The organism is Cryobacterium aureum, from assembly GCF_002954245.1.
Taxonomy (GTDB): domain Bacteria; phylum Actinomycetota; class Actinomycetes; order Actinomycetales; family Microbacteriaceae; genus Cryobacterium; species Cryobacterium aureum.
The window spans coordinates 479,821-506,667 of the sequence record NZ_PPTG01000048.1 but is presented as its reverse complement, the minus strand read 5'-3'; the positions used below and the strand labels follow the sequence as shown (position 1 = coordinate 506,667).

Here is a 26,847-nt window from a genome sequence, read left to right as displayed (position 1 = left end):
TTTTGATGCAGTGCGGCGTGAAACGTGCCGGTCGATCGGGTGCGAGTCAGCCGGCCGCGAGTTGGCCGGGGTGCCCCATGCGCCATGCCGGACCGGGGTCGGCCAGGGTCTGGTGGAGTTCGAGCGGCACGGCTATCGTCGTCGGTGTTGCGCCACCGATCGTGAACATCACGTCACCGACCTCGTCACCGGCCCGGCCGAGCTGCACATCATCGGCCGTCACCGCTCCGGTGATCGGTGAATCCGACCAGACCAGAACGGATGCCGCCTTCTCGGCCACGATGTTGCTCTCATCACCCCACTCGGTCGTGTAACTGCCGAACACGGCACCTTCTTCGGCGAGGACCACCTCATGAAAACCGGGCTGCACGCTCTCGATCAGCGCGCCGATTGCCGAGTTGAGCTCGGAGTGCGTGTCACCGCCGAGCACCACCCCGACGAGGGTGACCGTGCTGGTGCCGACCGTGAAATCGGTCGAGAACAGTAGGCAGGCGCCAGCGACATCCGTTGTACCGGTCTTGATGCCGTCAACCCCGTCGCGCCCCAGCAGCTTGTTGGTGTTGGTGATGGTGCCGATGACTGGCAGGACCGCCGAGGGGAGGGCGACGATTTCGGCCAGGGCCGGGTGGCCGACGACCAGTTTGCCGATCTCGACCAGGTCGGCCAGGCTGCTTACGCTCGACGAGGAGAGGCCACTCGTGTCGGCGATACTTGTCCGGCTCAGGTCGTTGTCGGCCAGCCAAGTTTTCGCAGCCGTCAGGTAGTTGTCCACGGATCCGTACGCCCACGCCGCGAGGGAAGATGCATAGTTGTTGGCCGACGGCAGCAGCATCGCCTCAAAAGCCTCACGTTGGGTGAGCACCATTCCAGAGACGACCGGTGCCACCGAACCGTTCTCGGCGATCGCGTCGTAGTACCTGTCCACGTCGGCGTCGGTGAAGGTAATGTCGGGTCCGTCCTCACCGGCAGCGAGTGGCTTGGCATCGAGGATGACCAGGGCCGTGACCATTTTGGTGATGCTCGCGATCGGCACTGTGTCCTGCTCGCCGGTCGAGGCCAGAACGCCGGGAAAACCCACCGCCCCGATGGCACTCTCGCCGAAGGTCGGCCAGGTCGGTGCAGCCGCCGGTTGGGTGAGTGCGGCCGGTTGCACGAGGGCTGCTGCGCTGCCCGGTACGGGGGCCAGGTTGGTGGCGCCGACATAGCCGATTCCGCCCACTACAACGAGGAGAACACTGAAGACGGCCAGCCTTCGGCGCCGGAGGAGGACACGCCGGGAGGGAGACATCCGTTCAGCCTAACTTCTTCGTGGCGCGCAGCCGGCCCGCCGAGATCACGAGCGAACTCGCAGGGCGTAGAGCGCGACCGCGCTCGCTGAGGCGACGTTAAGCGAGTCGACGCCGTGCAGCATCGGAATTGTCACGACCGTGTCGGCGGCAGCCAAAGCGTGCTGGCTGAGCCCGTCGCCCTCGGCACCGAGGATGATGGCGAGCCGTTCGGGTGCCGACTCGGCAAACACGTCGAGCGAGACCGCATTGTCGGCCAGCGCCAGGGCGGCCAGGTGGAAGCCCTCGGCGTGCAGCAGGGGGGTGGCCACGCTCCACTCCGGCAGCCGGGTCCACGGCACCTGCAGTACGGTGCCCATGCTCACGCGCACGCTTCGTCGGTACAGCGGGTCGGCACAGCGCGGGGTGATCAGTACGGCGTCGGCGCCGAGCCCGGCCACCGAACGAAAGATGGCTCCGACGTTGGTATGGTCGACGATGTCCTCGAGAATCACGATCCGGCAAGCCGTCTTGATCAGCGCTTCGACCGATTGCAGTGCGGGGCGGTGCATGGCGGCGAGGGCACCGCGGTGCAGGTTGTAGCCGGTGAGCTGCTCCAGCACGCTAGCCTCACCCACGTAGACCGGCACGTCGGGCCAGTCGGCCAGAAGCCGCTCGGCGTCTGGCATCCACTGTTCCTGAATCAGCAACGACCGCGGCTGATGCCCGGCGTTCAGCGCCCGGGCGATCACCTTGGGTGACTCAGCGATATACAGGCCGCCGGCTGGCTCAAGAACACGGCGGAGGGCGACATCGGTCAAACGCGAATAGTCGGCGAGACCCGGGCTGGACAGGTCGGTGATGCGGGTGATCTGCACGAAAAAGTGCCCTTCGATATGAGAGATTAAGCCCAAGCCTGACAGCTGGGGAGACAAACAGGAAAACAGACGAGTTTAGAATCAAGGGACGAGCAGCTGTTATTGCTCAACAGCTACGAAAGGAGCGCCGATGACCGCCGACTCGGCTCTGCCCAGCGACGCGGCTGCGAACGGCCCTGCCGTGGACGGTACGGTGTTGCTCGACGCGCTCGAGCCCGCCGACGCCCCCGACACCGCCGCGGCGCTCGCCTCCGCGCTCGCGCTCGATTCGGAACGGGTAGTGGATACCGTCGCGGCCCTGCTGCGCGGCAAACGTGCCGCCGTGCTCACCGGTGCCGGCCTCAGCACCGATTCCGGCATTCCGGACTATCGCGGCGCGGGCGCACCGACGCGAACTCCGATGAACTTTCAGACCTTCGTCGCTGATGAACGGTCACGCAAACGCTATTGGGCCGGCAGCCACCTGGGCTGGAAGGTGTTTCATCGGGCCGAACCAAACCTCGGACACCGGTCGCTGGTTCAGCTCGAAAGCGCCGGGGCCATTGCCGGAGTGATCACCCAGAATGTCGACGGTCTGCACACCCGCGCCGGTTCACGCCATGTCGTCGAGCTGCACGGGTCCCTCGACCGGGTCATCTGTCTGGCCTGTGGGCAGGCCTTCGGCCGTGACAGTATCGCCGCGCGACTCGAATCGGACAACCCGGTGCTCCGCAACCCGGACAGCATCCGCATCGCTCCCGACGGCGATGCCGACGTGGGAAATATCGACGACTTCGTCGTTCCAGCGTGCACGGTCTGCGGAGGAATGCTGAAGCCGAACGTGGTCTTCTTCGGCGAGCTCGTTCCGACCGAAACGTTTCTGGAGGCATCCGCTTTGATCCAGAGCGCGGACGCGCTCATTGTGGCTGGGTCATCGCTGGCGGTTAATTCCGGAATCCGGCTGGTCGAACAGGCACGCCGGCGCAAGCTGCCGATCATCGTCATCAACCGCGGCGTGACCAAGGGTGACGGGCGTGCCCTGCACAAGCTCGAGGCCGGCACCTCCGAAACTCTCGCCGCACTCGCCGACCGTCTGCTGGGCTGACCGCTCGTGTCTGCCCAGCGAAGCCCCGATCCATCGGGTGAACCGGCCACGACCACGTTCTCCATCGTGCGTCACGGTCAGACGGACTGGAACCTGCATCACCGCATCCAGGGCAGCACGGACATTCCTCTCAACGACACCGGGCGGTCCGAGGCTGCTGCCGCCGCTGCAAGATTGCAGGACCACCGCTGGGACTCCATTGTGACCAGCCCGCTGCTTCGGGCCGCAGAGTCAGCCCGCATCATCGCGGCAGAGCTCGGGCTGGGCGAACCGCTCATTGTTCCCGCGCTCACCGAACGCCACCACGGTGCCATCGAAGGGCTCACCTTTGTCGAGCGCCAGCACCGCTTTCCCGATGGCGTCGTTGTTCCGGGCTTGGAAACTCGGCGCGACGTCGTCGATCGAGTGCTCGCCGCACTGGCTGCGCTCGCGGCAGGGCGCGCAGGTCAACGGGTGCTCGTACTGAGCCACGGCGGCATCATCGGCACGCTGTTGCGCCACGTCACCGAGGGCGAGCGGCCGCGGCACGGTGAATTCATCGCGAACGGGTCCGTGCACGATTTTCGGTGGGAGAACGACCAACTGCTGCTGACCCACTTCGATGCGACTACTCGGTCTCCCGGTGACCGCGGCGAGGCTGCGGCGTCGCCGGTGCTCTGACCGGTAGCTAACCGCACGGATGCCGCGAGTCACGCTGGACCCGCGTCGTTGCGCAGCTCCCGCGCGGCGTGAAAATACAGCTACGGGGCAGTCGGAACAGTTCCCTCGAGCACCCCGAGCAGGGTGCGGGCGGAGGCCGCCCAGGTGAACCGAGCGGCTTGCTCAATCGAGCGCGCGGAGCGCGCGGCCCACTCCCCCGGCTCCGCCAGACGCCGAACGGCGTCAGCAATGGCCTCCACACAGCGCGGGTCGAAGTACAGCGCGGCATCACCACCGATCTCCCGAAAGATCGGAATGGCGCTGACCACGACGGGGATGCCGAGGCTCATCGCCTCGACCAGGGGAATCCCGAAGCCCTCATCGAGCGACGCGGTCACGAGGGCGGTAGCCGAGCGCACCAGGGCGTGGTATTCCTGATCGGTCACCCCGTCGTGAAAGACCAGCCGAGCTTGCGGAGCCAGGCGGGTCAGCCGGGTCCGTTCGGTCACCGACACCCGGCTGAGCAGGTGCAGTTCGTACTCCGGCAGATCGGCCAGGGCCAGCACGAGAGTGTCCAGGTTCTTGTACGGCATGAAAGAACCCATATAGATCAGACGGGTGGTCGCCGGGATGCTCCGATGGCTGGGAATGCCCGGAACGGTGTCAGCGGCGTTCGGCACCACGGTGACCGGACGCCGGGTGAGATGATGCTCTGTGATCAGTGAACGGGTGGTCTCGGACACCGTCACGATGCCGTCGGCGCCGTTCAGCAGCATCCGTTGTGGCCACCAGGAGAGGTGGTAAGCACGCCAGAGCAGTCGGATGAACGGCGACAGGTCACGCGGGGGCGTGCGATTGCGGTAGTAGATGAGGTCGTGCACGGTCAGGAACAACCGGTACTTTCGGCCCCAGGATCCCATCGTCTGCATCGGACTGAACACGACGTCGGGCTTCAGGCGGTTGACCGACCGGGCGATGAGTGGTTCGAGCAGGCTGGTCGGGGCGCGCACCAGCTGCCATGGCAGCGCCGGCAACATGACGAGTTGACGATGGTCACTTATGAGCATGGTGAGCGGATGCAAGCGGCCCAACTCGGTCACCAGCCCGGCCGTGTAGCGGCTGATGCCGTCATGGTGGTCGAAGCGAACGTACCGGCAGTCGACGACGATTCTCACAGCGCCAGCTCCTCGGCCATGAATTCCCGGATGAACACCGCGGCCGGTTTTGGTTGTTCGTAGTGGATCAGGTGCCCGACGTTGTCGATAACCCGCAACCTGGCGTTGGGAAAGAGCGTCTGCAGTCGATATTGCGCCGCGAGCGGGGTGATGTCGTCTTTGTCGGCCGCGATCAGCAGCGTCGGCTGAAGGATGCAGGCAGCGAACTCGCTCACATCGTGGCTGACTGAAGCCGTGAACGCATTCATAACGACCTGGCGGTTGGCGAAGGCACTGAAATAGCGGTCGTGTTGACTGTGGATCCAGCGGCGCAGAGCCGGATTGCGCGTTTTGGCCATGCTGACGCTCATGATGCGCACGATGGCACGGTTCTGCAGCAGCGCGTAGCCCCAGCGCTCCGGCAATTTCGCCCCAGCCCAGTAATAAAAAACAGCGAGCCGGGTTAGCACCCCACGCGGCCCCGACAGCGCCGGCGCCGCGATCGGATTGACCAGGATGATCTCATCGGCGGTCAGCCTGTCTGCAGCCGCCGCCGCCGCCGCGACCACGATCGAACCGAACGAATGGCCCAGCACCACCAGCCGACCGGTCGGGGCGATCACGCCGAGGAATCCCTGAATCCAGCCGGCGTACGCCGCGAGGGAATGGACCCCGTCGGGGAACGCAGCAGACTCGCCGAAACCGGGCAGGTCGGGTGCCAGGATGCGCAGCGCGGGCGTTTGTGGGTCGCCGTTCAGCAACTCAGCCACGACCAGTTGCAGCCCGTGGTGGTCGCCACGAAAGCCATGCACCAGCACGAGCGTGGTCGCAGCAGCGGGGTCACCGTAGTCCCAGTACCGCGTGTCACTGCTCTGCCCGTCGGTGCCGGGAACGGATGCGGTGAGCTCGCGCACCGGGAGGCTCTGCAGAAGCTTGTCGTATGGAGAAGAAACGATCATCGGCCCTAGTTTAGGCGCGAGACTTCGGCCAGGCTGGACGTGCACCGGGGTGGTCGATCTAGACTCTAGCCACCACTTGCATCGAGAGAGCCCTTTGCCGGGACGGAAGGAAAGCCGTGAGCTTTACCGCACCCATTCAGTTGCCCGGTTTGGCCCTCGATCCGCGGTGGTATCGACGCGCCGTCTTCTACGAGGTAATGGTTCGCTCCTTTGTGGACAGCAATGCCGACGGCTCCGGCGATCTGTCGGGTCTGGTGTCAAAGCTTGATTACCTGCAGTGGCTCGGCATCGACGCACTGTGGATTCCGCCGTTCTTCAACTCCCCGCTGAAAGACGGCGGCTATGACGTTTCCGATTACCGAACCATTCTTCCGGAATTCGGCACCCTCGAAGAGTTCAAGGACCTCGTCACCAAGGCGCACGAACGCAACATGCGCATCGTGATCGACTTTCCGCTCAATCACACGTCCGATCAGCACGAGTGGTTTCAACAGTCCCGCGAAGATCCTGACGGGCCATACGGGGACTTCTACGTCTGGAGCGATACCGACGAGCGGTATCCGAATATTCGCATCATCTTCACCGACACCGAAGAATCGAACTGGGCCTTCGACCCGGTTCGTCGTCAGTTCTTCTTTCACCGGTTCTTCTCGCACCAGCCCGATCTCAACTTCGAGCTCCCGGCCGTGCAGGAGGCCATCTTCGATGTCATTCGCTTCTGGCTCGACCTCGGCGTTGATGGCTTTCGACTGGACGCGATCCCCTACCTGTTCGAATCGGAGGAGGGCAACGGCGAGGGTGAGCCGCCGACCCACGAGTTCGTCAAGCGGCTGCGGGCCATGGTCGACCGCGAGTATCCCGGCCGGGTCATGATCGCCGAAGCGAACCAGTGGCCGCGTGAGGTCGCCGCCTTCTTCGGCACCGACGACGAACCCGAATGCCACATGGCGTTCGACTTTCCGGTGATGCCGCGCATCTTCTATTCCCTACGCTCGCAGCAAGCGAACGAGCTGGTGCGGGTACTCTCCGAAACAACCGACATTCCGGACGGTGCCGGCTGGGGCGTGTTCCTGCGCAACCATGACGAACTCACCCTGGAAATGGTGAGCGAAGAATACCGCCAGGCCATGTATGGCTGGTACGCCTATGACCCACGAATGCGCGCCAATATCGGCATCCGCAGAAGGCTGGCGCCGTTGCTCGATAATTCTCGGGCCGAGCTGGAACTCGCCCACGCCCTGCTGTTCGCCCTGCCTGGCAGCCCGTTTCTGTACTACGGTGACGAAATCGGGATGGGCGACAATATCTGGCTTCCCGACCGGGACAGTTCACGCACACCGATGCAGTGGACTCCCGACCGTAACGCCGGATTCTCGGATGCCGATCCCGGCAAGCTGTTCCTGCCCATTGTGCAATCGCTCGTGTACAACTTCACCCAGACCAATGTGGAGTCGCAGTTGGCCCAGTCCGGGTCACTCCTGCACTGGATTCGCAACGTGATCCACGTGCGTAAGGCGCATCCAACTTTCGGGCTGGGCACGATTCGCGTGCTCACCACCAACCATGAATCAGTTCTGGTGTTCACCCGCAGTTATGCGGGATCCGGCTCAATGTTCGGCGACCAGCCAGAGACCGTCATGTGCGTATTCAGCTTCTCCCACAACCCGGTGGCCTTCACCATCGACGACATCGACATGGCTGGAACCCGGTTGTACGACCTGTTCGGCGGCGCAGTCTTCCCCAGTTTCAATGACGAGGGCTCGCTGACCCTCACTCTTGGCGCACAAAGTTTCTATTGGCTGCACTGCGGCTGACCGCTGGAGCCGCTGGAGTGCCAAGGTGCAACTGATTTCGGCGCGAACTTTCATTGTCGCGGTCGCTTTCACGACGTAGTCTTGGATCAAGCAAGCCATCGCCCAAGGTCTGGAGTCCGGTCGTGGCTGAATGGTCTAGTTCAGAAGGCGGCGTCGAGGACACTGCGGTGTGCGCCCATTTTCTCGACGTCTTACCCGTGACTGGTGCTGCTGTGTCCGTTTTCGGCGGTGCGATGCCCGAATCGATCGTCTGTGCCACCGATCGCCTCGCCGCTCGACTCGATGAACTGCAATTCGATCTCGGTGAGGGCCCCCGTTGGGAGGCAGCCCGAACCCGACTGCCCGTTTTGGAACCTCAAGTCCGTGAGGCAGAGCATCCACTATGGCCGGTCTTTCACACCGCCCTGATGGACACAACGGTCGAGGCGCTCTACGTTTTCCCCCTCATTCTCGGAGCGCTCAACGTCGGTATCGTCGAGCTGTACAGCACGACTGCGGGGGTAATGGATCGCGCTGACCGCGCGAAAGCGCTGGTCCTGGCCAACGAGACCGCCTGGAACCTGCTCGACCATCTGCTCCGGATGCAGGCGGCCGCTGCCGGCGAAACATCGGAGACTTCCACCGCGGACCCGGTCTCCACCGGATCCCCGCTGTCGCGGCGGGAAATTCACCAGGCCACCGGAATGGTGCTGGTGCAGATGAACGTCACACCGACGGAGGCCTTGTTGCTGCTCCGCGCACACGCCTTCGCCCACGGCACGACGGTGCGCGCCATCGCAGGCGACGTGGTGGCCCGACGACTGCAATTCACCCCGGAAACCGACTAAAAATCAGAAAAGGTCTTAGAATTTCTTCATGGCCACTATGACTCGCGCCTCGCTGGTGAGCGCCGCGTTCGTGAAATTGACGGACACTCTGGTGGGCAAATATGACGTTCTCGATGTGCTGCATACTCTGGTCGAGGAGTGCGTCGAGTTGCTCGACGCCACTGCGGCCGGCCTGCTGCTGGCCGACCCGAGCGGAGAACTCCAGGTCGTCGCCTCCACCAGCGAGGAGAGCTACCTCGTGGAGGTTCTACAACAGCAGGCTGGGGCTGGTCCCTGTGTGGACTGCTACCTCACCGGTAAGGTCGTCACCCTCGGAGACATCGCCGCATTCGACAAGACCTACCCGGATTTTGTGGCCGCTGCACTGTCTCAGGGCTTTCGCTCGGTGCACGCCATCCCGATGCGCGTGCGCGATCGGGCAATCGGTGCGCTCAACCTGTTTCGTGAAGCCACCGGTGATGTCACCCCCGAAGACGCCGCGATCGGGCAGGCCATGGCCGACGTCGCAACCATCAGCATTCTGCAGGAACGCACCGTGCGTGAAGACGGCGTCGTCAATGAACAGTTGCAGCGGGCACTGAACAGTCGCATTCTGATCGAACAGGCCAAGGGCGTCATCGCCCAGATCAGCACGGTGAATATGGACGAAGCGTTCAAGCGACTGCGAGCGGATGCCCGCGCGAACAATCGCACCATGCACGAGAGCGCCGAGAACGTCATCAACCGGCGTATACAACTCTGATTTCACACGACTGACCTCGCTGTGAGTCAGAGCACCGGCCGGCCGCGCGGATGGCTGTCGGTGGTCGCCCCTATGGTGGAAGTATGAGCACCTGGAGCGATCACCTCGCCGTATTCGACCTTGAAACCACCGGCATCGACGTGGAAACCTGCCGCATCGTGTCGGCCACCGTTGCCGTTCTCGACGCGAGCGGCACGGCCGTTGAGCGCATCGATTGGCTGGTCGATCCGGGCATCGACATTCCAATCGGAGCTACCAACGTGCACGGCATCACGACGGAGCGGGCCGTGGAACACGGGCGGGTCGCCGCCGAGGCCGTAGCCGAGATCGTCACAGCCCTGCGCGGACACCTGAGCGACGGCCTGCCCATCGTGGCCTACAACGCTCCTTACGACCTCACCCTGCTCGATCGTGAGGCCCTGCGCTACGGCATCGCCCCGTTGGACTCCCCCAGTCCGGTCGTAGACCCCCTGGTTATCGACAAGGCCGTCGATAAGTATCGCAAGGGCAAGCGCACCCTCGAGGTCACGAGCGCGTTCTATGGTGTCGCTCTGGACGATGCCCATGATGCCGGGGCCGACGCGATCGCCGCCGGTCGTGTCGCCCAAGCCATTCACCGGGCCCATGAAGGCGCTCTGCCGGCCACTCTCGACGAACTGCACGCGTTGCAGGTCACCTGGTACCGCCAGCAGGCCGAAAGCTTTCAGGAGTACATGCGGCGCGGTCGCGACCCAGAATTTCTGGCGGACACCGCCTGGCCAAAGCGCTGAGCGCTCCCCGCTGACGGACACACAGAAAAGGCGACCAGCCGCAGCTGGTCGCCTTTCTTGATGAAGACTTCGTTCACAAACCTGGTGCTATTTGCCGAAGCCCTTGTAACGCGAGTTGAACTTCTCCACGCGGCCGGCGGAGTCCATGATGCGCTGCTTGCCCGTGTAGAACGGGTGCGACTCGGAGGAGATTTCCACGTCGATGACCGGGTACGTGGTTCCGTCTTCCCATTCGATGGTCTTCTTGCTGGAGACCGTCGAACGGGTCAGGAAGGTCGCGCCGGAGGCGAGGTCGCGGAACACAACGGCAGCGTACTCGGGGTGAATGTCAGACTTCATGAAGATTTCCTCTTGCACTTCTGGTGAACAGACTTGTAACTGGTCACAGTGCTGTTCAATTGTTGGGCCCCGCCGTCTGGGATAACGACAAGCTGGTTGGCCAGATGGCCAGCCATTTACTTTAGCAGAAAGAGCGCGCCATCGACGGCCGTTCGGGGAGTCTGGGTTCAGACCGCACGCGCCGAGTAGCGGCCGTCGGTCTCGGACAGTTCGACCGCGAGGCCGAAGGTGTCGGTCAACGCTTCGGCGGTCAGCGCCTCAGCAATCGGCCCTGCGGAAACGACCTTGCCGCCTGACAGCAGCAGCACGTGGGTGAATCCGAGCGGAATCTCTTCGACGTGGTGGGTGACCATGATGATGGCCGGAGAGTTTGGTTCCTGGGCGAAACCGCCAAGCAGCTGCAAAAGCGACTCTCGAGCGCCGAGGTCGAGGCTCGCGGCGGGCTCGTCGAGCAGGAGGATTTCCGGGTCGATCATCACTGAGCGGGCAATCTGCACCCGCTTCTGTTCGCCGTCACTGAGGGTGCCGAACTTACGGTCGGCAAGGTGGTCGAGGTTCCATTCCTGCAGCACGCGCTGGGCACGCCGTTCGTCGATGGCCTCGTATTCTTCGTTCCAACGACCGGTGACCGAATAGGCCGCCGTCATGACAACGTCAAGGACCTTCTCGCTGACCGGGACCCTACGGGCCATGGCGGTCGAGGCGAACCCAATGCGGGGCCGCAGCTCGAAGACATCCGTTCCGCCGAGCGTCTCATCGAGCACCTCGGCCTGACCGGTCGAGGGGTGCATGAAAGCGGCGGCGATCTGCAGCAACGTGGTCTTACCGGCGCCGTTCGGGCCGAGGATGACCCACCGTTGATCGTCATCGACGCTCCAATTCACTGAGTCGAGGATGGTGGTGCCACCCCGGACGACCGAGACATCGGTGAAATGCAGAACGTTGACCATACAGCCATGTTATCGGGCGGGGCCGGTGCGGAAAGACGCCGGGCCAGCCCCGGCGGCGTGCCCGGCTTCCCTCACGCCCGTCAGAGCAGAGACGCGTAGATCTCCCGGGTGCGGGTGGCGATCTGGCTCCAGCCGAATTCCCGCTCGGCGCGCAGTCGGCCGGCGCGGCCCATTTCGGCGGCGCGGGCCGGGTCGCTCACGACCTCGGTGAGTGTGCGAGCCAGGTCGGCGACGAACTGATCGGGGTGCAGCGGGGTGCCGGTGCCGTCGGTGAGTTGCTCGATCGGTACCAGACGCCCGGTCTGGCCGTCGGCGACAACCTCGGGGATACCGCCGGTGGCGGTACCGACGACTGCGAGCCCACAAGCCATTGCCTCGAGGTTGACGATTCCGAGTGGTTCGTAGATGGACGGGCAGACGAAAACCGTGCCTTGGGTGAGCACCGCAGCAAGCTCGGGCTGGGCGAGGAGCCGGTTGATCCAGACCACTCCGGAACGCTCGCGTTGCAGCGCCTCGACGCCCGCGGTCACTTCAGCCAGGATTCCTGGGGTGTCGGGTGCACCGGCGCACAGCACGAGCTGCACCTCGGGCGGCAGCAACGCGGCGGCGCGCAACAGGTAGGGCAGGCCCTTCTGCCGGGTGATGCGACCGACGAAGACAACGGATGGCCGGTCAGGATCGATTCCGAGGCTCTGCACAAAATCTTCGTCTCGCGTCGGCTTCCAGCGCTCGAGATCGATGCCGTTGTACACGGTGTGCACCCGACTCGCATCGAGTGCCGGGTAGCTGCGCAGGATGTCGCGACGCATGCCGTCACTGACGGCGATGACGGCATCCGCTGCTTCAAAGGCGGTTTTCTCGATCCAGCTCGACACGCGGTAGCCGCCGCCAAGTTGCTCAGCCTTCCACGGGCGCAGCGGTTCGAGACTGTGTGCGGTAACGACGTGCGGCATGCCGTGCAGCATTTTCGCGAGGTGGCCGGCCGCATTCGCATACCAGGTGTGGGAGTGCACCAGGTCGGCGCCAGCGGCGTCTTCCGCCATCTGCAGGTCAACGCCGAGGGTGCCAAGCGTCGCGTTCGCGGTAGATAATTGTGCTGGAACGTCGTATGCGAAGGTGTCGGGATCGCTGCGCGGCGCGCCGAAGCACCGTACGGACACCTCGATATCGTGTCGAAGGGCACGGACCAGTTCGGTCACATGCACACCAGCTCCCCCATAGATTTCGGGGGGGTATTCCTTGGTCATCAGATCCACTCGCATGGAGCAAAGGTAGCGCAGCCGGGCCCGACCTAGACCCACGGTGCAAGTGGCATTGCCGGGTAGGCCCTACTCTGTACACATGAAGGCCAAGAAGATCTTTGGAATCGTGCTCGCCGGTGGAGAGGGAAAACGGCTGATGCCGCTGACCGAGGACCGGGCTAAGCCCGCGGTCCCTTTCGGCGGGCATTACCGTCTGGTTGATTTCGCCCTCTCTAACCTCATCAACTCTGGCGTCACCCAGGTTGTCGTGCTGACGCAGTACAAGTCACACAGCCTGGACCGTCACGTCTCGCAGACCTGGCATGTATCTGGTGGCTTGTCGAACTCCTACATCGCCTCGGTGCCGGCGCAGCAGCGCCTCGGTAAACGGTGGTTCAGCGGGTCGGCCGACGCCATTCTGCAGAGCCTGAACCTCATTCACGATGAAAAACCCGACATTGTGGTCGTGGTCGGTGCCGACCACGTGTATCGCATGGATTTCAGCCAGATGATCGACGCGCACATCGCGTCGGGACTGGCAGCTACGGTTGCGGCGATTCGTCAGCCGATCGGCCTGGCCGACCAGTTCGGCGTCATCGAAGTGGATGCCGCCACGCCGGATCTAATTAGCGACTTTCGCGAAAAGCCCAAGGATGCCGTCGGACTCGCCGATGCGCCGCACGAGGTGTTCGCCTCGATGGGCAACTACGTCTTCAACACCGACGCCCTGATCGAGGCGGTACTGCGCGACGGTGAGCGCACCGATTCGAGTCACGATATGGGCGGCGACATCATTCCCGACTTCGTCTCACGCGGCGATGCCGGCGTGTACGACCTGAAGCGCAACGAGGTGCCCGGTTCCACCGATCGCGACCGGTACTACTGGCGCGATGTGGGAACCATCGATTCGTTCTTTGAGGCGCACCAGGACCTCATCTCGGCGTTACCTGTGTTTAATCTGTACAACCACGAGTGGCCGATCTTCAGTATGCAGCTGAATTCGCCTCCGGCCAAGTTCGTGCGGGACGCCCACGGCGCCCTGGGGACCATGATCGATTCGATCGTTTCCCTGGGCTGTGTGATTTCCGGTGCTCACATCGAACGCAGCGTGCTGGGCCCGTGGACCTCGATCGGTTCCGCCTGCGAGGTCGTGGACTCGATCGTGTTCGACCGGGTGCAGATCCGGCCGGGAGCCATCGTGCGGCGTGCCATCCTCGACAAGGAAGTCATCGTCGAGGCCGGTGCCACAGTCGGTGTCGATCGCGATCGTGACCTGGCACGAGGCTTCAGTGTGACCGAGTCCGGCATCACCGTTGTCGGTAAGGGCGTGCTCGTTACTCCGTGATCCTCGCTTCTGCTCCAACTTTTCTGGTCGTACTCGACGCCGACTCCACCCTGATCCAGGACGAAGTGATCGAGTTGTTGGCTGATGCTGCTGGCTCACGCGATCTTGTCGCCGACGTCACCGAGCGTGCGATGCGCGGCGAACTCGACTTCGCCGACAGCCTGCGCGAACGGGTTTTGACCCTGGCGGGACTGCCCGACACCGTTTTCGCCGAGGTGGGGCGGCGCATCCGCCCGACCGAGGGAGTGCACGAGCTGATCGCCGGCATTCACGCCGGCGGGGGCGTCGTCGGCGTTGTCTCCGGCGGTTTTCACGAGCTGCTCGACCCGCTCGCGGCTGAGCTGGGTCTGGACCATTGGCGGGCCAACCGACTCGAAGTGCACGGCGGTTACCTGACCGGACGCGTGCTCGGCCCGATTATCGACGCCGAGGCGAAAGCGGTTGCCCTGCGCGAATGGGCCGACCAGCGCCGCATCATTTTGTCGCAGACGATCGCCGTCGGCGACGGCGCGAACGACCTGCGCATGATGGACGCCGCCGGACTCGCCGTCGCGTTCAACGCCAAGCCGCGGGTGAAGCGCGAGGCGGACCTCGTGATCGAGAACTGCAATCTCAGCCAGGTTCTGCCGCTGCTCGGTCTGCGCGGCTGACGGCGCCCGTACGTGCTCGGGTGGGCTTAGTGGCCCATTCCCAGGCCGCCATCGACCGGAATGACGGCACCCGAAATGTATGCGGCGTCGTCGCTGGCGAGCCAGGCGACCACGCGGGCGACCTCTAACGGAGTGGCAAAACGGCCGGCCGGAATATTGCGCTTGTAATCCGCCTGCTGCGCTTCGGGCAGGGCTGCGGTCATGTCGGTTTCGATGAAACCGGGAGCAACGACGTTCGCGGTGATCCCGCGGGCACCGAGCTCACGGGTGACCGAGCGGGCCAGGCCGATCAGGCCGCTCTTCGATGCCGAGTAGTTCACCTGCCCGGCGGAGCCGTAGAGCCCGACGACGCTGGAGATGAGCACGATACGGCCGAAACGAGCCTTGAGCATGCCCTTGCTGGCGCGCTTGACGACGCGGAACGCCCCACTGAGGTTGGTATCGATGACCGAGGTGAAATCATCCTCTGACATGCGCATGAGCAGGGTGTCACGGGTGATACCGGCATTGGCGACTACGACCTCGACCGGGCCGTAGGTCGCCTCGATCTGGGTGTACGCGGCATCGATCGACGCGGCATCCGTCACGTCAGCACGCACGGTGAGGCTGCCGGCCGGCCCGTGACCGGACCGCGACGTCACAGCGACGCGGTGTCCCTGGGCGAGGAATTCTTCCGCGATGGCAAATCCGATGCCGCGGTTGCCGCCGGTGACGAGCACTGTTCGAGCCGTTGTCATGAAGTTCCAAGTCTGTTGATTGCTGGCATTCCGGGCCGCCGGGCGAGGAAGACGAAATACCCGGCAGATTCAAGTTTAAGGCGTGCAACAAACCAGCCGTGCAGTCGTAGGCTTGTTGAGGCGCAATTCTTGCACCCGCGAACCCACTGATGAACCCCCTCACGAACCCGATGGACCCATGAAGCAGCAGTCGATCACCTCGCTCCCCGCCTCCCCGGAGGTCGAACGACGCAACCGAATGATCAAATATTCGATTGCAATGGGCATCCGTGTCGTCTGTATTGTGCTGATGCTCTTCGTTCACGGCTGGTGGCTGGTGGTCTGCGCCATCGGTGCAATCGCCCTGCCCTACTTCGCCGTCGTCGTAGCGAACGTGAAGATCGCGCCGCGCGGCGCCGAAGTGATTCGACCCGGCAGCGTCGAGATCTATACCGGCACCGAAAGCCGCACCTCAGACGACGAGGTCAAGTGAGTGCTCGCGCGGCTGCATCCGGCCCCATGATTGGGCTGGGCGCACCCCTGCAGTCGTCAACCTGCTCCCGGGCTGACTGCCGTGATGCTGGGCGTTGGCGGCTGGACTGGCGCAACCCGCGCATCCATTCGAGCGATCGGGTGAAAACCTGGCTGGCCTGCGATGAGCACGTCGACTACCTGAGTGAGTTTTTGGCCGCGCGCGATTTCCCGCTCGTGGTGAGTCCTCTTGCTGCCGCGCCCGAGCCGGTCGGAGATGCACAATGACGGGCTGGAAGTTTGCCTTCAGCCGTCGCTGGGCCGGGTATCTCGCACTCACCATTCTCTTTGCGACGGTGTGTTCCGGACTCGGCGTCTGGCAACTGGCTCGGCGCGACCAAGCCCTTACCGAACTGTTCAAGATCGATTCCAACTTCGACTCGAACCCGATTCCCGTCACCGAGGCTCTTCCCGAGCTGACCGACTTCGACGAATCACAGAAGTGGATGCCGGTGGAGCTGACCGGCACCTACCTCACCGACGACGAGATGCTCGCGCGCAACCGCCCGCTCAACGTCAATCCGGGTTTCGAAGTGCTGACCCCGCTGCTCCTCTCCGACGGCACGATCTTCATCGTCGATCGAGGCTGGCTGCCTACCGGACAAGAGCAGGATGCTCCGGACACGGTGCCGGCACCGCCGACCGGAACGGTCACCGTCGTCGCCCGGCTCAAGGCCAGTGAACCCGACCTTCCCGGGCGCACCGCCACTGGTGATCAAGTGGCGACGATCAATCTCACCACCATTGCCGCACGCCTCGACCAGCCCACCTATACCGGAGCCTACGGCCTAATGGACACCGAGAGTCCGTCTGCCACCGAGAAACGTCCGACAGCCGTCGCAAAACCAATCCGAGACGAGGGACCTCACCTCTCGTACGCGTTCCAGTGGTTCGTTTTCGGCCTGCTCGCCTTCGTCGGTCTCGGTTGGGCGCTGCGCGAGGAGTATCGCAGCGTGAACGCCGAAGATCCCGACGAGCGCGAACGCGCCGATGAGCGTGCCCGCAAGCGGGCGGCGAAACCGCGCAATGATGCCCAGATTGAGGACGAGCTGCTCGACCGGCAACGGATTTAGCGCGCTTCAGGCGACGGCGCGGTGCTGCTGCCGAACCTCGGACGGCTCATCGAGGAGTGCGCGGTATACCCGAACCAGAGACGCTGCCGAGCGACTCCAGTCCAGCCGAAGCGCATGCTCGCGAGCGGCCTGGGACAGTTCGACCGCCCGCGTCGGGTCGGTCAGGATCTGCGCCATCGCATCGGCCCAAACCTGCGGATCGCGAGAGTCCAGAACGAGTCCGGTGACTCCGTCGACGACCGCCTCGCGCAGTCCCCCGGCCGCCGAAGCGACGACTGGTACGCCGCTCGCTGCCGCTTCCAGTGCCACCAGACCGTAGGTCTCCGAGTGCGACGGTACGAGGACCAGGCGGGCACCGCGAAACAGTTCGGCCAGGTTCGCGTGGGACTGCGGACCGACAAATCGAATGTCTGACAGGCCGGACCGTTCAGCGAGCTGGCGGAGTTCGTCAACGTATCCGGCATAGTCGACCGAGGCATCGCCGGCAATTACCAGCTCGGGTCGGCGGTTCTTTGGAAGCGCTGCGATGGCGTGAATGGCCAGGTCAAGGCCTTTCAACGGCTGGAGCCGGGCCGCGACGACGGCGTAGCCACCGGCGGTCGCATTGGCCGGCGGCTGGTGAAGACGCGCAGGTGAAAACAGCTGGCTGTCCACGCCAGGGAGCACAATGCTGATTCGGTTAACCCGGCCCCCGAGCCGCCCGGAAATCGTTGCGGCCTCTGCCGCACTGATAGCCACCAGGGAATCCGATTCTCGAGCGAGCCAAGCCTCCCCAAGCATCCGTCCCGGCGATTCGGCTCGTTCACCGGCCGACAACGGCGTACCGTCCTCGGCAGCGATGCTGTGAAAGCTTTGCACGTGCGGAATGCCCCAGGTTCGCGCGACCGGCAGCGCGGCCACGCCTGAAAACCAGTGATGCGAGTGGATGATGTCGAAAGGTTCCAGAGCGGCGATCGCGGCCCCGAAGTCCTCGATATACGTCTCGTGGTCGCCCTTGGCGAGGGTAACGGCGGGGCCGGCCTCTAAGAACTGCAGGACGACACCCGGCGCCAGAGACTCCCAGAGCGGCTGCGCCGACGACGAACGCCGGGTAAGGATGGTCACGCTGTGGCCGAGCGCTCCGAGAGCCTCAGCTTGATGACGCACCACCACGTTCATTCCGCCGGCGTCGCCAGAGCCAGGATCAGTGCCGGGTGAGGTGTGCAGGCAGACCAACGCGATGCGTAATGGTTTCTCGAGCGGAAACACGCACGGGTCCTTTTCTTGAGGCGAACCGGCACCACCCCACGCCGAATCGGTGAGGGTGGTTAGGACAACTCAATCAGGTCGAGGTAGTCCTTGTTCCAGTGGTCTTCCGTTCCCTCGGGCATGATCAGCACCCGCTCGGGGTTGAGGGCCTGTACTGCGCCCTCATCGTGGCTGACCAGCACAACGGCACCGGCGTAGTGCGCCAGGGCATCGAGGATCTCTTCACGGCTGGCCGGGTCGAGGTTGTTTGTGGGCTCGTCGAGCAGCAGCACGTTGGCGCCGGAAACGACGATCATGGCCAGGGCCAGACGGGTCTTCTCGCCACCGGAGAGCACACCGGCCGGCTTGTTCGAGTCGTCACCGGTGAACAGGAACGAACCGAGCACCCGGCGAGCTTCCATCTCCGTGATGCTCGGTGAGGAGGAGACCATGTTCTCAAGCACCGAACGCTTGACGTCGATGGTCTCGTGTTCCTGCGCGTAGTAGCCGATGCGCAGGCCGTGGCCGGGTTCAATCGAACCGGTGTCGGACTCATCGACGCCGGCGAGCATGCGCAGCAGTGTGGTCTTGCCTGCGCCGTTCAGGCCGAGAATAACGACCTTGGACCCACGGTCAATCGCGAGATCGACTGCCGTAAAGATCTCGAGCGAGCCGTAGCTCTTGGACAAGTCCTTGGCCATGAGCGGTGTACGACCACAGGGTGCCGGCTCGGGAAAGCGCAGCTTGGCGACGCGTTCAACTGCGCGCACGGCGTCGAGCCCGGACAGCAGTTTCTCGGCACGAGCCACCATCTGGTGGGCTGCGGCGGCCTTGCTGGCCTTGGCCCCGAACTTCGCGGCCTGCAGCTGCAGGGTCGAGGCTTTCTTCTCGGCGTTGGAGCGTTCCTTCTTGCGGCGGTCGGCATCCGCTGTGCGCTGGAGTAGGTAGTTCTTCCAGTTCATGTTGTAGATGTCGATCATCATGCGGTTCGCATCGAGGTAGAACACGCGGTTGACCGTCTCGCCGACCAGTTCGATGTCGTGGCTGATGATGATGACACCGCCCTTGTAGTTCTTGACGAACTCGCGCAGCCAGGCCACCGAGTCGGCGTCAAGGTGGTTGGTGGGCTCATCGAGGATCATCATCTCGGCCGCCGAGAACAGGATCCGGGCGAGTTCGATGCGGCGACGCTGACCACCGGAGAGGGTACTGAGGGCCTGGTCGAGGATATGGTCTGGCAGCTTCAGGTTGCTCGCGATGGAGGCGGCTTCGGCTTCGGCTGAGTAGCCGCCAAGACCGTTGAATTCGTCGGTCAGGCGACCGTATTTCTTCATGGCGGCTGCACTGATCTTGGGATCGGGGTCGGCCATAGCCAGGCTGGACTCGTGCATGCCCAGCGCGATAGTGCCGAGGCCGCGGGCATCGAGGATGCGGGTGCGAGCGAGCATGGTCGGGTCGCCCGCACGCGGGTCCTGCGGCAAATATCCGATCTCCCCCGAATGACTAATCGAACCCTTGGTCGGGTTCGTCTCCCCCGCGAGCGTCTTCGTCAGGGTCGTCTTGCCGGCGCCGTTACGACCGACGAGGCCGATCTTGTCACCGCTCGCGACGCGGAAGTTGACGCCCTCCATGAGCACGCGGGCTCCAACGCGGATTTCGAGATCTTGCACGTTGAGCACAGCAATAGTCCATTCGAAGTGTTTGTACGGGTGTGAAGTGTGAGTGGGCCAGAGCGGTCCAACTCACTAGTATATTTGCCTTCAGGCTGTGCTCGGCACACGGATGCCTAAAGCAGGGCCGCCAGAAGCGACTTTTCCAGCCAGTTCAGGTAGGCCTCGGTCGACCAGCCGAGCGACAAAACGAGCGAGCGATAGGTCTGCGGATGGGCCAGCGCCCACATCGTCGCCGCCGCCTCGTGGTCGCTCAGTCCCCCGCGCAGGCCGCGTTTCTCGCGCAACGCCGCCGCCACCTCACCGAAGCCGTGAAGCCGCGCCGCATCGCGCTTCTGCTCGAACTCCCCCACATCGGGGTCAACGACCGCAGCTTCGCTGACAATGCGCAGAATGCCCGAGGTGCGCTCGTTCACCAATGCGCTTGAACGAGCCAGAATGCGGATGACCTCGGTAGCGGTGCGTGCTTCGGCAATGCGTTCCCTGGTCACTCCCGACAGCAGCGCCGGCGCCCCCGGCTCAGCGGCCACCCGATCCAGCACCGCGGCGAGCAGCTCAGCCTTCGACCCCACCGAGTTGTAAATCGTCTGAACTACCACGCCGGCCTCCCCCGCAATGGCCGCGACCGACGTGCCGACGTAGCCGCGCTCCAGCATCAACCGCCCGGCCGCCATAACGATCTCCGACCGTGTGCTGGCGGCCTGGGCCGTCCGCCGCCGAATCGCTCCGTTTTCCCCTGTATCCATACAACTAGCATAACGTTCTAGTCACTAGATCTAGTTACTAGTAGCAGCCGTTCGGCGTCGAAAGTTCGGTGTACAAGTCGTCTTGAAACTCGAGGAAAATGACCGGTTCCGGTCCGAGGGACAACACTCGCCGGTCTGGGAAACGTGAGTGTCAGTGCGAATTCAGCTTCGCATGGATATCCCAATTTATTTGAGAATGCCTCGACTTCAGGGGTTGGGCTTGGTACACTTGTTCTATGAGCCAGAGCGGCGACACCCCCCAGCCGGGCCTCGTCGATCCGTTCTTCGCCGCCCACGGTTACTGGCCTTCCGCGCCCGAGGAGCGTGCCGAGTTTGATGCGTTCTGGGCGCTGTGTCAGGCCGACTTTCGGGTCGAGATCGCCGAGGGCCTTGGGCAGTTCGCTCCGTACGATGCCCTCGAAGACGTCGATACTGCGCCCGTCAGCCCGGACCCCTTCGTAACGGACCCCTTCGCAGCGAATGCTGTCGGTTCGGAGTCTGTTGGTCCGGAGCCTGTCGGCCGGGCGTCCTACCGCCGTGAGATGCCGGCGGGCCCGCCTCTGCCGGCCGGCCTGGACCTGACCGAGGTCTTTGCCGCTGTGCCGCCCGAGCACCGGTTCGTTGACGACCTGCGTGAGGAGTTCCTCTACATCGAGTACCTCCGCACCGAGCATGACAGTGACGACGAGCCGGGCCAGCCGATACCGTTCGACAGCAGTGCGGCTGACAGTGGTCCGGCCGATAGTGGTCTGGCCGACGTTTTGAGTCCGTTCCAGCGGCATCAGGCGCAGTTCGTTGACCGGGTGCTCTACTTCGAGAGGGTCATCGCGTGGGCGCAGGCGAGCAAGGCTGAGGTTCTCACCGAGGCGTGGGACTACACCACTAACACTGCCGAGACCGGCCGCCCCCAGGCCGGTCGCGAGCATGAGCATGACTGGGACGCGACCTTCGCCGCGCAGCAGGGCCTCGTGGCGGAGATGGCGTGTGCGCTGCGCATTCCGGGCGGTACCGCGTCCGGGCTCCTGCAGGAGAGCCGGCAACTGGTGGTCGAGCGGCCCGATACTCTCACCGCGCTCCGCGCCGGAGACATTTCCCTCCGCCATGCCCGCCGAGTGCTCGAGCAGCTCGGTTCCGTGCCGCAGCCCGCCCGCGCCGAACTCGAGGCGATGTTGCTGCCGCACGCCAAACGCCTCACCGCGACGCAGTTCGACGGCAAAGCCCGCAAGCTCCGGGAACGGTTCCACCCTGACAGCATTACCGTGCGCCGCGCCAAGTGCCTCTCCGATCGCCGGGTGCTGTTCTTCCCCGACAAAGACGGTATGGCAACGCTCTGGTTGCGCGCCGCTGGCGACGACCTGCAAGGTATCTATACCCGGGTCACCGACGCCGCCCTCAGCCTGCAAGGCCCGGGCGAACCCCGCACCCTCAGTCAGCTGCGCGCCGACGTCGCCATCGACCTCCTCCAGCAGGGAGTCACCGGCAGCGGCCTCGGCGCCGGACTCACCGCCAACGTCAACATCACCGTCCCGGTCCTCACCCTCCTGGGAAAAAGCGACGAACCCGGCGACCTCGAAGGCTACGGGCCGATCGACCCGGAAACCGCCCGGCGCCTCGCCGGCACGGCGACGAGTTTCCTGCGCATCCTCACCCACCCGCACACCGGCATTGTCCTCGACGTCAGCGCCACGCCGTTCCGGGTGCCGGCGAGTCTGAAGAAATATCTGCGGCTGCGGGATGGCACCTGCCGCTTCCCCGGCTGTAACCGCTCCGCCGGCCACAGCGACCTCGACCACACCGTCGACAAACAATTCGGCGGCCCCACCACCGCCACCAACCTGCACTTCCTCTCCCCGGCGCACCACAACCTGAAGCACTTCAGCGACTGGACGGCCGTCGCTGACCCCGACGGAACCCTGCACTGGACCAGCCCCGCCGGCAAGCACTACGCCACCGACCCCGCCACCCGAATCAGCCCCCACCTACAACAAACCGCGCCACCAGAACCCCCGCCACCGCCGGGCGCGCCAGCACCACCACTCGTGCCCAACCCGTGGACCTCCGCCTGGGACACCGACAAAGCCGGGAACCCTGACCCCCACCCGTTCTAGTGTCCGTCGACGCAGCACTCACGCTGAGGGCAGCAATGAGGCTGGCGACAGCCAGCATCGTCCATCGGGCAGGCAGTCGGGTTGCCATGCTCAGGCGCGCGTGATCTTGCGACCGAAGGCCGCGAACGCGCCCAGTCCGGCACCGATGGCGGCGAACACGAGTGCTGAATTGCTGAGACCGAGGGCCAGCCCGCGGTCGTCGACGACCTCGTTGTGATCAGTGCCAAGCCACGGGTACATGCGACACAGCCGCAACGGGCATCAATAGACTGGCGGCTACTGTTTGCCTGAAGGAAGGATCCTCGTGCTCGTCACAGTCACCTCGACCGCGCCTGCCGCATCCAATCTGAGCCACCTGCTTCGAAAGCACCCGGACCGTGCGCAGGCATTTCCGCTCAGTGTCGGCACGGCGCACGTTTTCTACCCCGAGGTCTCCGATGAGCGCTGCACAGTGGCGCTGCTCCTCGAGGTCGACCCCATCGGGCTGGTGCGCGACAAGCGCTTCCGGGGAAACGACGCGGCCACGCTCGCCCGTTACGTGAAGGACCGGCCGTATGCGTCCTCTTCCATGATCGCCGTCGCGTTGGGCCAGGTCTTCCGCACTGCTATGAACGGTTCGAGCGAGTCGTTTGCCGAACTCGCAGCATCCGCGTTGCCCCTCGAGATCACCGTGGCGGCCGTGCCGGCCAGGGGCCGCGACGATTATCGGCTGCGATGTCTCGGCGAGCGTTCTCGTCAAGGCTGCGCGAGCGCTCAACCTGCGTGAGGCCAGCGATAGACAGCGCGAAAGGGTGCAGCTCATGCAGTCATCGGTGACGTACCAGGATGACCGCATCGCCGGCCTCGACGCGATCGTGCTGATGGAGGTGATCGAACACGTCGACCTGGATCGGCTCCCAGCCCTCGAGTCGGCCGTGTTCGGAGCAGCCGCGCCTGGCGCGGTTATCGTGACCACGCCGAACTCCGACTTCAATGCTCTGTTTGAGTCGCTGCCCGCCGGCTCGTTCCGGCACCGCGATCACCGATTCGAGTGGTCCAGGGCCGAGTTCGTTGCCTGGGCGACTGAAGTCGCGGCTCGCCGCGGCTACTCGGTCGAGTACCGTACGGTCGGCGACGTCGACGTCAATCTCGGCTCCCCGACCCAGCTCGCCCTGTTCCGAAAGGCCACCCACCGATGATGCGCCTGCCTCTTCCCGAACTGTCGCTCGTGGTGCTCGTCGGCGCCTCGGGCTCCGGCAAATCAACGTTCGCCGCCACCCACTTCGGGCAGTTCGAAACGCTGTCGAGCGACTTCTTCCGCGGACTCGTTTCCAACGACGAGAACGACCAGGCTGCGACGTCCGCAGCGTTCGAAGCGCTGCGGTTCGTGGCGGGAAAGCGGCTGGACGCCGGGCTACTGACCGTCATCGACGCCACCAACGTGCAGCCTGACGCCCGCCGCTCACTCGTAGCGCTCGCGCGAACCCACGACGTCCTGCCGGTCGCGATCGTTCTCGACGTCCCCGAGAACATCTGCGTCGAGCGCAACGCCACGCGCGCCGACCGCGCGTTCGGGGCTTCCGTCATCAAGCGTCAGCACGATCAGCTTCGACGTTCCCTCAAACAGCTCGGCAAAGAGGGCTTCCGCCGGGTGCACGTGCTGTCCGGGCTGGACGAGATCGCGGCCGCGGATTTCATCCGTGAACCCCTTCTCAACGACCGATCCGACGAGGCCGGCCCCTTCGACGCTATTGGCGACGTGCACGGCTGCCGCCGTGAACTCGAGACGCTCCTCGCCAAGCTCGGCTACGAGCTCACCCACGACGCCGAGGAGCGACCCATCGACGCCGTCCACCCTGAAGGGCGCCGCCCGATCTTCCTGGGCGACCTCGTCGACCGCGGACCCGACACCCCCGGCGTACTGCGACTTGCCATGGGCATGGTCGCTGCCGGCCATGCCCTGGCCGTGCCGGGCAACCACGAGGCGAAGCTGGTGCGCGCCCTGGAAGGGAAGAAGGTGCAGACGAGCCACGGCCTCGCCGAGACACTCGCCCAGCTATCGAGCGAGACGGGGGAGTTTCGCCGCGAGGTGCGGCACTTCTGCCGCGACCTGGTGTCGCACCTCGTCCTCGACGACGGCCGTCTGGTCGTCGCGCATGCCGGTCTGATCGAGAAATACCAAGGGCGAGCCTCAGGCCGCGTGCGCGCATTCTCGTTGTTCGGCGACACGACGGGCGAGACCGACGAGTACGGGCTGCCGATACGGCTGCCCTGGGCCGAGGATTACCGCGGAAAAGCGATCGTTCTCTACGGCCATGTCCCCACTCTCAACGCGGAGTGGGTCAACGGCACGATGTGCCTCGACACCGGTTGCGTCTTCGGTGGAAAGCTCAGCGCCCTCCGCTATCCCGAGAAGGAAGTTGTCGACGTGCCGGCGCAGCGGATCTGGTATGAACCAGTCGCGCCCCTGGACGTTCGTGAATCCGGCGGCAGCCTCGCGACAGGAGCCGTGACGCGTGATCCTGGGCTGCTCAGGATCGACGACGTGCTCGGCAAGCAGATCCTCGAGACCCGGGTGTTCGGCAAGGTCGGCATCCGCGAGGACAACGCAGCCGGCGCGCTCGAGGTCATGAGCCGGTTCGCCACCGACCCGCGGCGCCTCGTCTACCTGCCGCCGACCATGAGCCCGCCGCACGTGTCGGATCGCGACGGTATCCTCGAGCACCCGGCCGAGGCGTTCGCCACTTACCGCCGGGAGGGCCTCGATCGCGTGATCTGTGAGGAGAAGCATATGGGCTCCCGAGCGGTCGTGCTACTGACCCGAGACCCCGCACGGTTCGGCGCGCCTGAGGGGTGGCGCGGAGCAGTCCACACGCGCACGGGCCGACCGTTCTTCGGCGAGTCGACGACCGACGACTTCCTCTCGCGTCTCGACAGAGCCGCCGAGACGGCCGGGCTGTGGTCTGAATTCCAGACGTCCTGGTTGCTCTTTGATGCCGAACTGCTGCTCTGGTCGCTCAAAGCGGGCCCAATGATCCGAGAGCAGTACGCGAGCGTCGCAGCGGCCGCGACGAGCGCCCTGCCCGCGGCGTCTCGGATCCTGCAGGCCGCCGCCGACCGGGGTGTCGACGTCACCGATCTCCTCGCGCGCACGAAGCACCGCGCGTCCAATGCCGAGGCCTACCGAGCCTCTTACCGGCGCTACAGCCAGCCGGCGTCTGGACTCAAGGGTGTGCAACTTGCCCCCTTCCAGCTGGTCGCCTCCGCAGGAGCAAGCCACCTGGGACAGGATCACTTCTGGTACCTCGCCATCGCCGACCGTCTAGCCGACGCGGATGAACAACTGATCCGCCGCACCCGATACATCGACGTTGACCTGACGTCGGCCGAGTCGGAGGCCGCGGCCACGACCTGGTGGGAGGACCTCACCGACGCCGGCGGTGAAGGCATGGTGGTCAAGCCGGTGGCGGGCCTCGTTCGCGGAACGCGATCGCTTGCACAGCCGGGCATCAAGGTGCGCGGGGCCGAGTACCTGCGGATCATCTACAGACCGGACTACCTCGATCCAGCCAACCTGGCGCGCCTGGGCGACCGAGATGTCGGGCACAAGCGCTCAATGGCGCTCCGCGAGTACGCGCTCGGAGTCGAAGCCGTCGAGCGTTTTGTCGCAGATGAGCCGCTGTGGCGGGTTCACCAAGCTGTCTTCGGTGTGCTCGCCATGGAATCGGAGCCGGTAGCCCAGGCTCTGAGGCAAAACACGAAGGCCCCGACTGCGGATGCAGGCGGGGCCTTCGGGATAGAGCTGGAGTTACATGGCGAAGCCGAGGGCTCGCATCATGTCGCGGCCGTCGTCAGTGATCTTCTCCGGACCCCACGGCGGCATCCAGACCCAGTTGATTCGGAACTGGTCAACGACGCCATCGAGCGCTTCGGCCGTCTGCTCTTCGAGCACATCGGTCAGCGGGCAACCGGCCGAGGTGAGGGTCATGTGGATGATGAGTGCGTTGTTTTCGTCGTCCCAGCCGAGGTCGTAGATGAGCCCGAGGTCGACGACGTTGATGCCGAGTTCCGGGTCCATGACGTCTTTGAGGGCTTCTTCGATTTCATCGAAGCGAGCCGGACTGAGTGTTGAGGCCATAG

27 protein-coding genes and 1 pseudogene are annotated in these 26,847 nt (G+C 64.5%); 15 read left to right on the top strand and 13 right to left on the bottom strand.

Features of this window, described 5'->3' with window-relative positions; translation table 11 throughout:
- Positions 1 to 46: 46 nt before the first annotated feature.
- Together CJ028_RS19190 and CJ028_RS19185 are read right to left on the bottom strand one after the other, a co-directional pair.
- Positions 47 to 1,288, bottom strand: a complete 1,242-nt coding sequence (locus CJ028_RS19190) for a D-alanyl-D-alanine carboxypeptidase family protein (RefSeq protein WP_105036762.1) — start codon at positions 1,286 to 1,288, stop codon at positions 47 to 49.
- Between the two features lie 45 nt (positions 1,289 to 1,333).
- Positions 1,334 to 2,143 carry a TrmH family RNA methyltransferase gene (locus CJ028_RS19185; protein ID WP_105036761.1) on the bottom strand — a complete coding sequence of 270 codons (810 nt, stop codon included), beginning with the start codon at positions 2,141 to 2,143 and terminating at the stop codon, positions 1,334 to 1,336.
- Positions 2,144 to 2,273: 130 nt separating this feature from the next.
- Between CJ028_RS19185 and CJ028_RS19180 the strand changes: the two genes are divergently transcribed.
- Together CJ028_RS19180 and CJ028_RS19175 are read left to right on the top strand one after the other, a co-directional pair.
- The gene (locus CJ028_RS19180) at positions 2,274 to 3,227 is read left to right on the top strand and encodes a Sir2 family NAD-dependent protein deacetylase (RefSeq protein WP_105036760.1); all 954 of its coding nucleotides are present in this window, start codon (positions 2,274 to 2,276) and stop codon (positions 3,225 to 3,227) included.
- Between the two features lie 6 nt (positions 3,228 to 3,233).
- Positions 3,234 to 3,887, top strand: coding sequence for a histidine phosphatase family protein (locus tag CJ028_RS19175; protein WP_105036759.1), 654 nt, complete (start codon positions 3,234 to 3,236; stop codon positions 3,885 to 3,887).
- Positions 3,888 to 3,967: 80 nt separating this feature from the next.
- On the opposite strand, the gene CJ028_RS19170 is transcribed toward CJ028_RS19175, so the two are convergent.
- Together CJ028_RS19170 and CJ028_RS19165 are read right to left on the bottom strand one after the other, a co-directional pair.
- Entirely contained in the window at positions 3,968 to 5,041 is a 1,074-nt protein-coding gene (locus CJ028_RS19170) for a glycosyltransferase family 4 protein (RefSeq protein WP_105036758.1), read from the bottom strand.
- The gene (locus tag CJ028_RS19165; RefSeq protein ID WP_105036757.1) at positions 5,038 to 5,979 is read right to left on the bottom strand and encodes an alpha/beta fold hydrolase; all 942 of its coding nucleotides are present in this window, start codon (positions 5,977 to 5,979) and stop codon (positions 5,038 to 5,040) included. Before CJ028_RS19165 ends, CJ028_RS19170 begins: the two co-directional genes overlap by 4 nt.
- A 116-nt stretch (positions 5,980 to 6,095) precedes the next feature.
- On the opposite strand from CJ028_RS19165, the gene treS reads away from it, so the two are divergent.
- The 4 genes from treS to CJ028_RS19145 all read left to right on the top strand — a co-directional run bounded on the left by treS (position 6,096) and on the right by CJ028_RS19145 (position 10,132).
- Entirely contained in the window at positions 6,096 to 7,793 is a 1,698-nt protein-coding gene (gene treS, locus CJ028_RS19160) for a maltose alpha-D-glucosyltransferase (RefSeq protein ID WP_105036756.1), read from the top strand.
- A gap of 122 nt (positions 7,794 to 7,915) precedes the next feature.
- The gene (locus tag CJ028_RS19155) at positions 7,916 to 8,620 is read left to right on the top strand and encodes a GAF and ANTAR domain-containing protein (protein ID WP_205684096.1); all 705 of its coding nucleotides are present in this window, start codon (positions 7,916 to 7,918) and stop codon (positions 8,618 to 8,620) included.
- Between the two features lie 28 nt (positions 8,621 to 8,648).
- The gene (locus CJ028_RS19150) at positions 8,649 to 9,362 is read left to right on the top strand and encodes a GAF and ANTAR domain-containing protein (RefSeq protein WP_105036754.1); all 714 of its coding nucleotides are present in this window, start codon (positions 8,649 to 8,651) and stop codon (positions 9,360 to 9,362) included.
- Between the two features lie 83 nt (positions 9,363 to 9,445).
- Positions 9,446 to 10,132: an exonuclease domain-containing protein gene (locus CJ028_RS19145; RefSeq protein WP_105036753.1), complete on the top strand. Its 687-nt coding sequence runs from the start codon at positions 9,446 to 9,448 to the stop codon at positions 10,130 to 10,132.
- An 87-nt stretch (positions 10,133 to 10,219) separates the two neighbouring features.
- Here CJ028_RS19145 and CJ028_RS19140 read toward each other — a convergent pair whose 3' ends face one another.
- From CJ028_RS19140 to glgA, 3 genes are all read right to left on the bottom strand, one after another.
- Positions 10,220 to 10,471 carry a type B 50S ribosomal protein L31 gene (locus CJ028_RS19140; RefSeq protein ID WP_092107894.1) on the bottom strand — a complete coding sequence of 84 codons (252 nt, stop codon included), beginning with the start codon at positions 10,469 to 10,471 and terminating at the stop codon, positions 10,220 to 10,222.
- Between the two features lie 167 nt (positions 10,472 to 10,638).
- The gene (locus tag CJ028_RS19135) at positions 10,639 to 11,421 is read right to left on the bottom strand and encodes an ABC transporter ATP-binding protein (protein ID WP_105036752.1); all 783 of its coding nucleotides are present in this window, start codon (positions 11,419 to 11,421) and stop codon (positions 10,639 to 10,641) included.
- 80 nt (positions 11,422 to 11,501) lie between these two features.
- The gene (glgA, locus tag CJ028_RS19130; RefSeq protein WP_105036751.1) at positions 11,502 to 12,683 is read right to left on the bottom strand and encodes a glycogen synthase; all 1,182 of its coding nucleotides are present in this window, start codon (positions 12,681 to 12,683) and stop codon (positions 11,502 to 11,504) included.
- A gap of 79 nt (positions 12,684 to 12,762) precedes the next feature.
- Between glgA and CJ028_RS19125 the strand changes: the two genes are divergently transcribed.
- A complete protein-coding gene (locus CJ028_RS19125) occupies positions 12,763 to 14,007 on the top strand; it encodes a glucose-1-phosphate adenylyltransferase (protein WP_105036750.1) in 1,245 nt (414 codons plus the stop codon).
- Positions 14,004 to 14,657 (top strand): phosphoserine phosphatase SerB, encoded by a 654-nt coding sequence (gene serB, locus CJ028_RS19120; protein WP_105036749.1) that lies wholly within the window; start codon positions 14,004 to 14,006, stop codon positions 14,655 to 14,657. The genes CJ028_RS19125 and serB overlap by 4 nt, the downstream gene beginning before the upstream one ends.
- 26 nt (positions 14,658 to 14,683) lie before the next feature.
- On the opposite strand, the gene CJ028_RS19115 is transcribed toward serB, so the two are convergent.
- Positions 14,684 to 15,394 carry a beta-ketoacyl-ACP reductase gene (locus CJ028_RS19115; protein ID WP_105036748.1) on the bottom strand — a complete coding sequence of 237 codons (711 nt, stop codon included), beginning with the start codon at positions 15,392 to 15,394 and terminating at the stop codon, positions 14,684 to 14,686.
- A 178-nt stretch (positions 15,395 to 15,572) separates the two neighbouring features.
- Here CJ028_RS19115 and CJ028_RS19110 point away from each other — a divergent pair, with 178 nt between their 5' ends.
- From CJ028_RS19110 to CJ028_RS19100, 3 genes are read left to right on the top strand one after another with little or no spacing between them, the layout of a single operon-like run.
- Complete coding sequence (locus CJ028_RS19110) at positions 15,573 to 15,866, top strand: DUF3099 domain-containing protein (protein WP_105036747.1); 294 nt, start codon at positions 15,573 to 15,575, stop codon at positions 15,864 to 15,866.
- Positions 15,867 to 15,892: 26 nt separating this feature from the next.
- Entirely contained in the window at positions 15,893 to 16,132 is a 240-nt protein-coding gene (locus CJ028_RS19105) for a hypothetical protein (protein WP_105036955.1), read from the top strand.
- A complete protein-coding gene (locus tag CJ028_RS19100) occupies positions 16,129 to 16,977 on the top strand; it encodes an SURF1 family cytochrome oxidase biogenesis protein (RefSeq protein WP_105036746.1) in 849 nt (282 codons plus the stop codon). The genes CJ028_RS19105 and CJ028_RS19100 overlap by 4 nt, the downstream gene beginning before the upstream one ends.
- Before the next feature lie 6 nt (positions 16,978 to 16,983).
- Here CJ028_RS19100 and CJ028_RS19095 read toward each other — a convergent pair whose 3' ends face one another.
- From CJ028_RS19095 to CJ028_RS19085, 3 genes are all read right to left on the bottom strand, one after another.
- The gene (locus tag CJ028_RS19095; protein WP_240607426.1) at positions 16,984 to 18,225 is read right to left on the bottom strand and encodes a glycosyltransferase; all 1,242 of its coding nucleotides are present in this window, start codon (positions 18,223 to 18,225) and stop codon (positions 16,984 to 16,986) included.
- 59 nt (positions 18,226 to 18,284) lie between these two features.
- The gene (locus CJ028_RS19090) at positions 18,285 to 19,883 is read right to left on the bottom strand and encodes an ABC-F family ATP-binding cassette domain-containing protein (protein ID WP_104192730.1); all 1,599 of its coding nucleotides are present in this window, start codon (positions 19,881 to 19,883) and stop codon (positions 18,285 to 18,287) included.
- A 107-nt stretch (positions 19,884 to 19,990) separates the two neighbouring features.
- On the bottom strand, positions 19,991 to 20,620 hold the full coding sequence (locus CJ028_RS19085; protein WP_105036745.1) for a TetR/AcrR family transcriptional regulator: 630 nt from the start codon (positions 20,618 to 20,620) through the stop codon (positions 19,991 to 19,993).
- A gap of 236 nt (positions 20,621 to 20,856) precedes the next feature.
- Here CJ028_RS19085 and CJ028_RS19080 point away from each other — a divergent pair, with 236 nt between their 5' ends.
- Positions 20,857 to 22,728, top strand: coding sequence for an HNH endonuclease signature motif containing protein (locus tag CJ028_RS19080; RefSeq protein WP_105036744.1), 1,872 nt, complete (start codon positions 20,857 to 20,859; stop codon positions 22,726 to 22,728).
- Positions 22,729 to 22,818: 90 nt separating this feature from the next.
- Here the strand turns inward: CJ028_RS19080 and CJ028_RS21040 are convergent, their stop codons facing one another.
- Entirely contained in the window at positions 22,819 to 22,968 is a 150-nt protein-coding gene (locus CJ028_RS21040; RefSeq protein WP_161499030.1) for a hypothetical protein, read from the bottom strand.
- A 64-nt stretch (positions 22,969 to 23,032) separates the two neighbouring features.
- Between CJ028_RS21040 and CJ028_RS21850 the strand changes: the two genes are divergently transcribed.
- The 3 genes and pseudogenes from CJ028_RS21850 to CJ028_RS19070 all read left to right on the top strand — a co-directional run.
- Positions 23,033 to 23,494: a hypothetical protein gene (locus CJ028_RS21850; protein ID WP_338064152.1), complete on the top strand. Its 462-nt coding sequence runs from the start codon at positions 23,033 to 23,035 to the stop codon at positions 23,492 to 23,494.
- A gap of 34 nt (positions 23,495 to 23,528) precedes the next feature.
- Positions 23,529 to 23,906, top strand: a complete 378-nt coding sequence (locus CJ028_RS21845) for a hypothetical protein (protein ID WP_338064151.1) — start codon at positions 23,529 to 23,531, stop codon at positions 23,904 to 23,906.
- A pseudogene (locus CJ028_RS19070) lies at positions 23,903 to 26,443 on the top strand (polynucleotide kinase-phosphatase); the annotation flags it as partial. The gene CJ028_RS21845 and the pseudogene CJ028_RS19070, both read left to right, overlap by 4 nt.
- Before the next feature lie 72 nt (positions 26,444 to 26,515).
- Here the strand turns inward: CJ028_RS19070 and CJ028_RS19065 are convergent.
- Positions 26,516 to 26,845 carry a metal-sulfur cluster assembly factor gene (locus CJ028_RS19065; RefSeq protein WP_092107875.1) on the bottom strand — a complete coding sequence of 110 codons (330 nt, stop codon included), beginning with the start codon at positions 26,843 to 26,845 and terminating at the stop codon, positions 26,516 to 26,518.
- Between the last annotated feature and the right edge of the window lie 2 nt (positions 26,846 to 26,847).

Bases quoted from the DNA above. Each gene is read 5' to 3' on its own strand.
- CJ028_RS19190 (WP_105036762.1), bottom strand. From the start codon at position 1,288: ATGTCTCCCTCCCGGCGTGTCCTCCTCCGGCGCCGAAGGCTGGCCGTC.
- CJ028_RS19180 (WP_105036760.1), top strand. From the start codon at position 2,274: ATGACCGCCGACTCGGCTCTGCCCAGCGACGCGGCTGCGAACGGCCCT.
- CJ028_RS19165 (WP_105036757.1), bottom strand. From the start codon at position 5,979: ATGATCGTTTCTTCTCCATACGACAAGCTTCTGCAGAGCCTCCCGGTG.
- CJ028_RS19150 (WP_105036754.1), top strand. From the start codon at position 8,649: ATGGCCACTATGACTCGCGCCTCGCTGGTGAGCGCCGCGTTCGTGAAA.
- CJ028_RS19145 (WP_105036753.1), top strand. From the start codon at position 9,446: ATGAGCACCTGGAGCGATCACCTCGCCGTATTCGACCTTGAAACCACC.
- CJ028_RS19140 (WP_092107894.1), bottom strand. From the start codon at position 10,471: ATGAAGTCTGACATTCACCCCGAGTACGCTGCCGTTGTGTTCCGCGAC.
- CJ028_RS19135 (WP_105036752.1), bottom strand. From the start codon at position 11,421: ATGGTCAACGTTCTGCATTTCACCGATGTCTCGGTCGTCCGGGGTGGC.
- glgA (WP_105036751.1), bottom strand. From the start codon at position 12,683: ATGCGAGTGGATCTGATGACCAAGGAATACCCCCCCGAAATCTATGGG.
- CJ028_RS19125 (WP_105036750.1), top strand. From the start codon at position 12,763: ATGAAGGCCAAGAAGATCTTTGGAATCGTGCTCGCCGGTGGAGAGGGA.
- CJ028_RS19115 (WP_105036748.1), bottom strand. From the start codon at position 15,394: ATGACAACGGCTCGAACAGTGCTCGTCACCGGCGGCAACCGCGGCATC.
- CJ028_RS19110 (WP_105036747.1), top strand. From the start codon at position 15,573: ATGAAGCAGCAGTCGATCACCTCGCTCCCCGCCTCCCCGGAGGTCGAA.
- CJ028_RS19105 (WP_105036955.1), top strand. From the start codon at position 15,893: ATGATTGGGCTGGGCGCACCCCTGCAGTCGTCAACCTGCTCCCGGGCT.
- CJ028_RS19100 (WP_105036746.1), top strand. From the start codon at position 16,129: ATGACGGGCTGGAAGTTTGCCTTCAGCCGTCGCTGGGCCGGGTATCTC.
- CJ028_RS19085 (WP_105036745.1), bottom strand. From the start codon at position 20,620: ATGGATACAGGGGAAAACGGAGCGATTCGGCGGCGGACGGCCCAGGCC.
- CJ028_RS19080 (WP_105036744.1), top strand. From the start codon at position 20,857: ATGAGCCAGAGCGGCGACACCCCCCAGCCGGGCCTCGTCGATCCGTTC.
- CJ028_RS21040 (WP_161499030.1), bottom strand. From the start codon at position 22,968: ATGTACCCGTGGCTTGGCACTGATCACAACGAGGTCGTCGACGACCGC.
- CJ028_RS21845 (WP_338064151.1), top strand. From the start codon at position 23,529: ATGCAGTCATCGGTGACGTACCAGGATGACCGCATCGCCGGCCTCGAC.
- CJ028_RS19065 (WP_092107875.1), bottom strand. From the start codon at position 26,845: ATGGCCTCAACACTCAGTCCGGCTCGCTTCGATGAAATCGAAGAAGCC.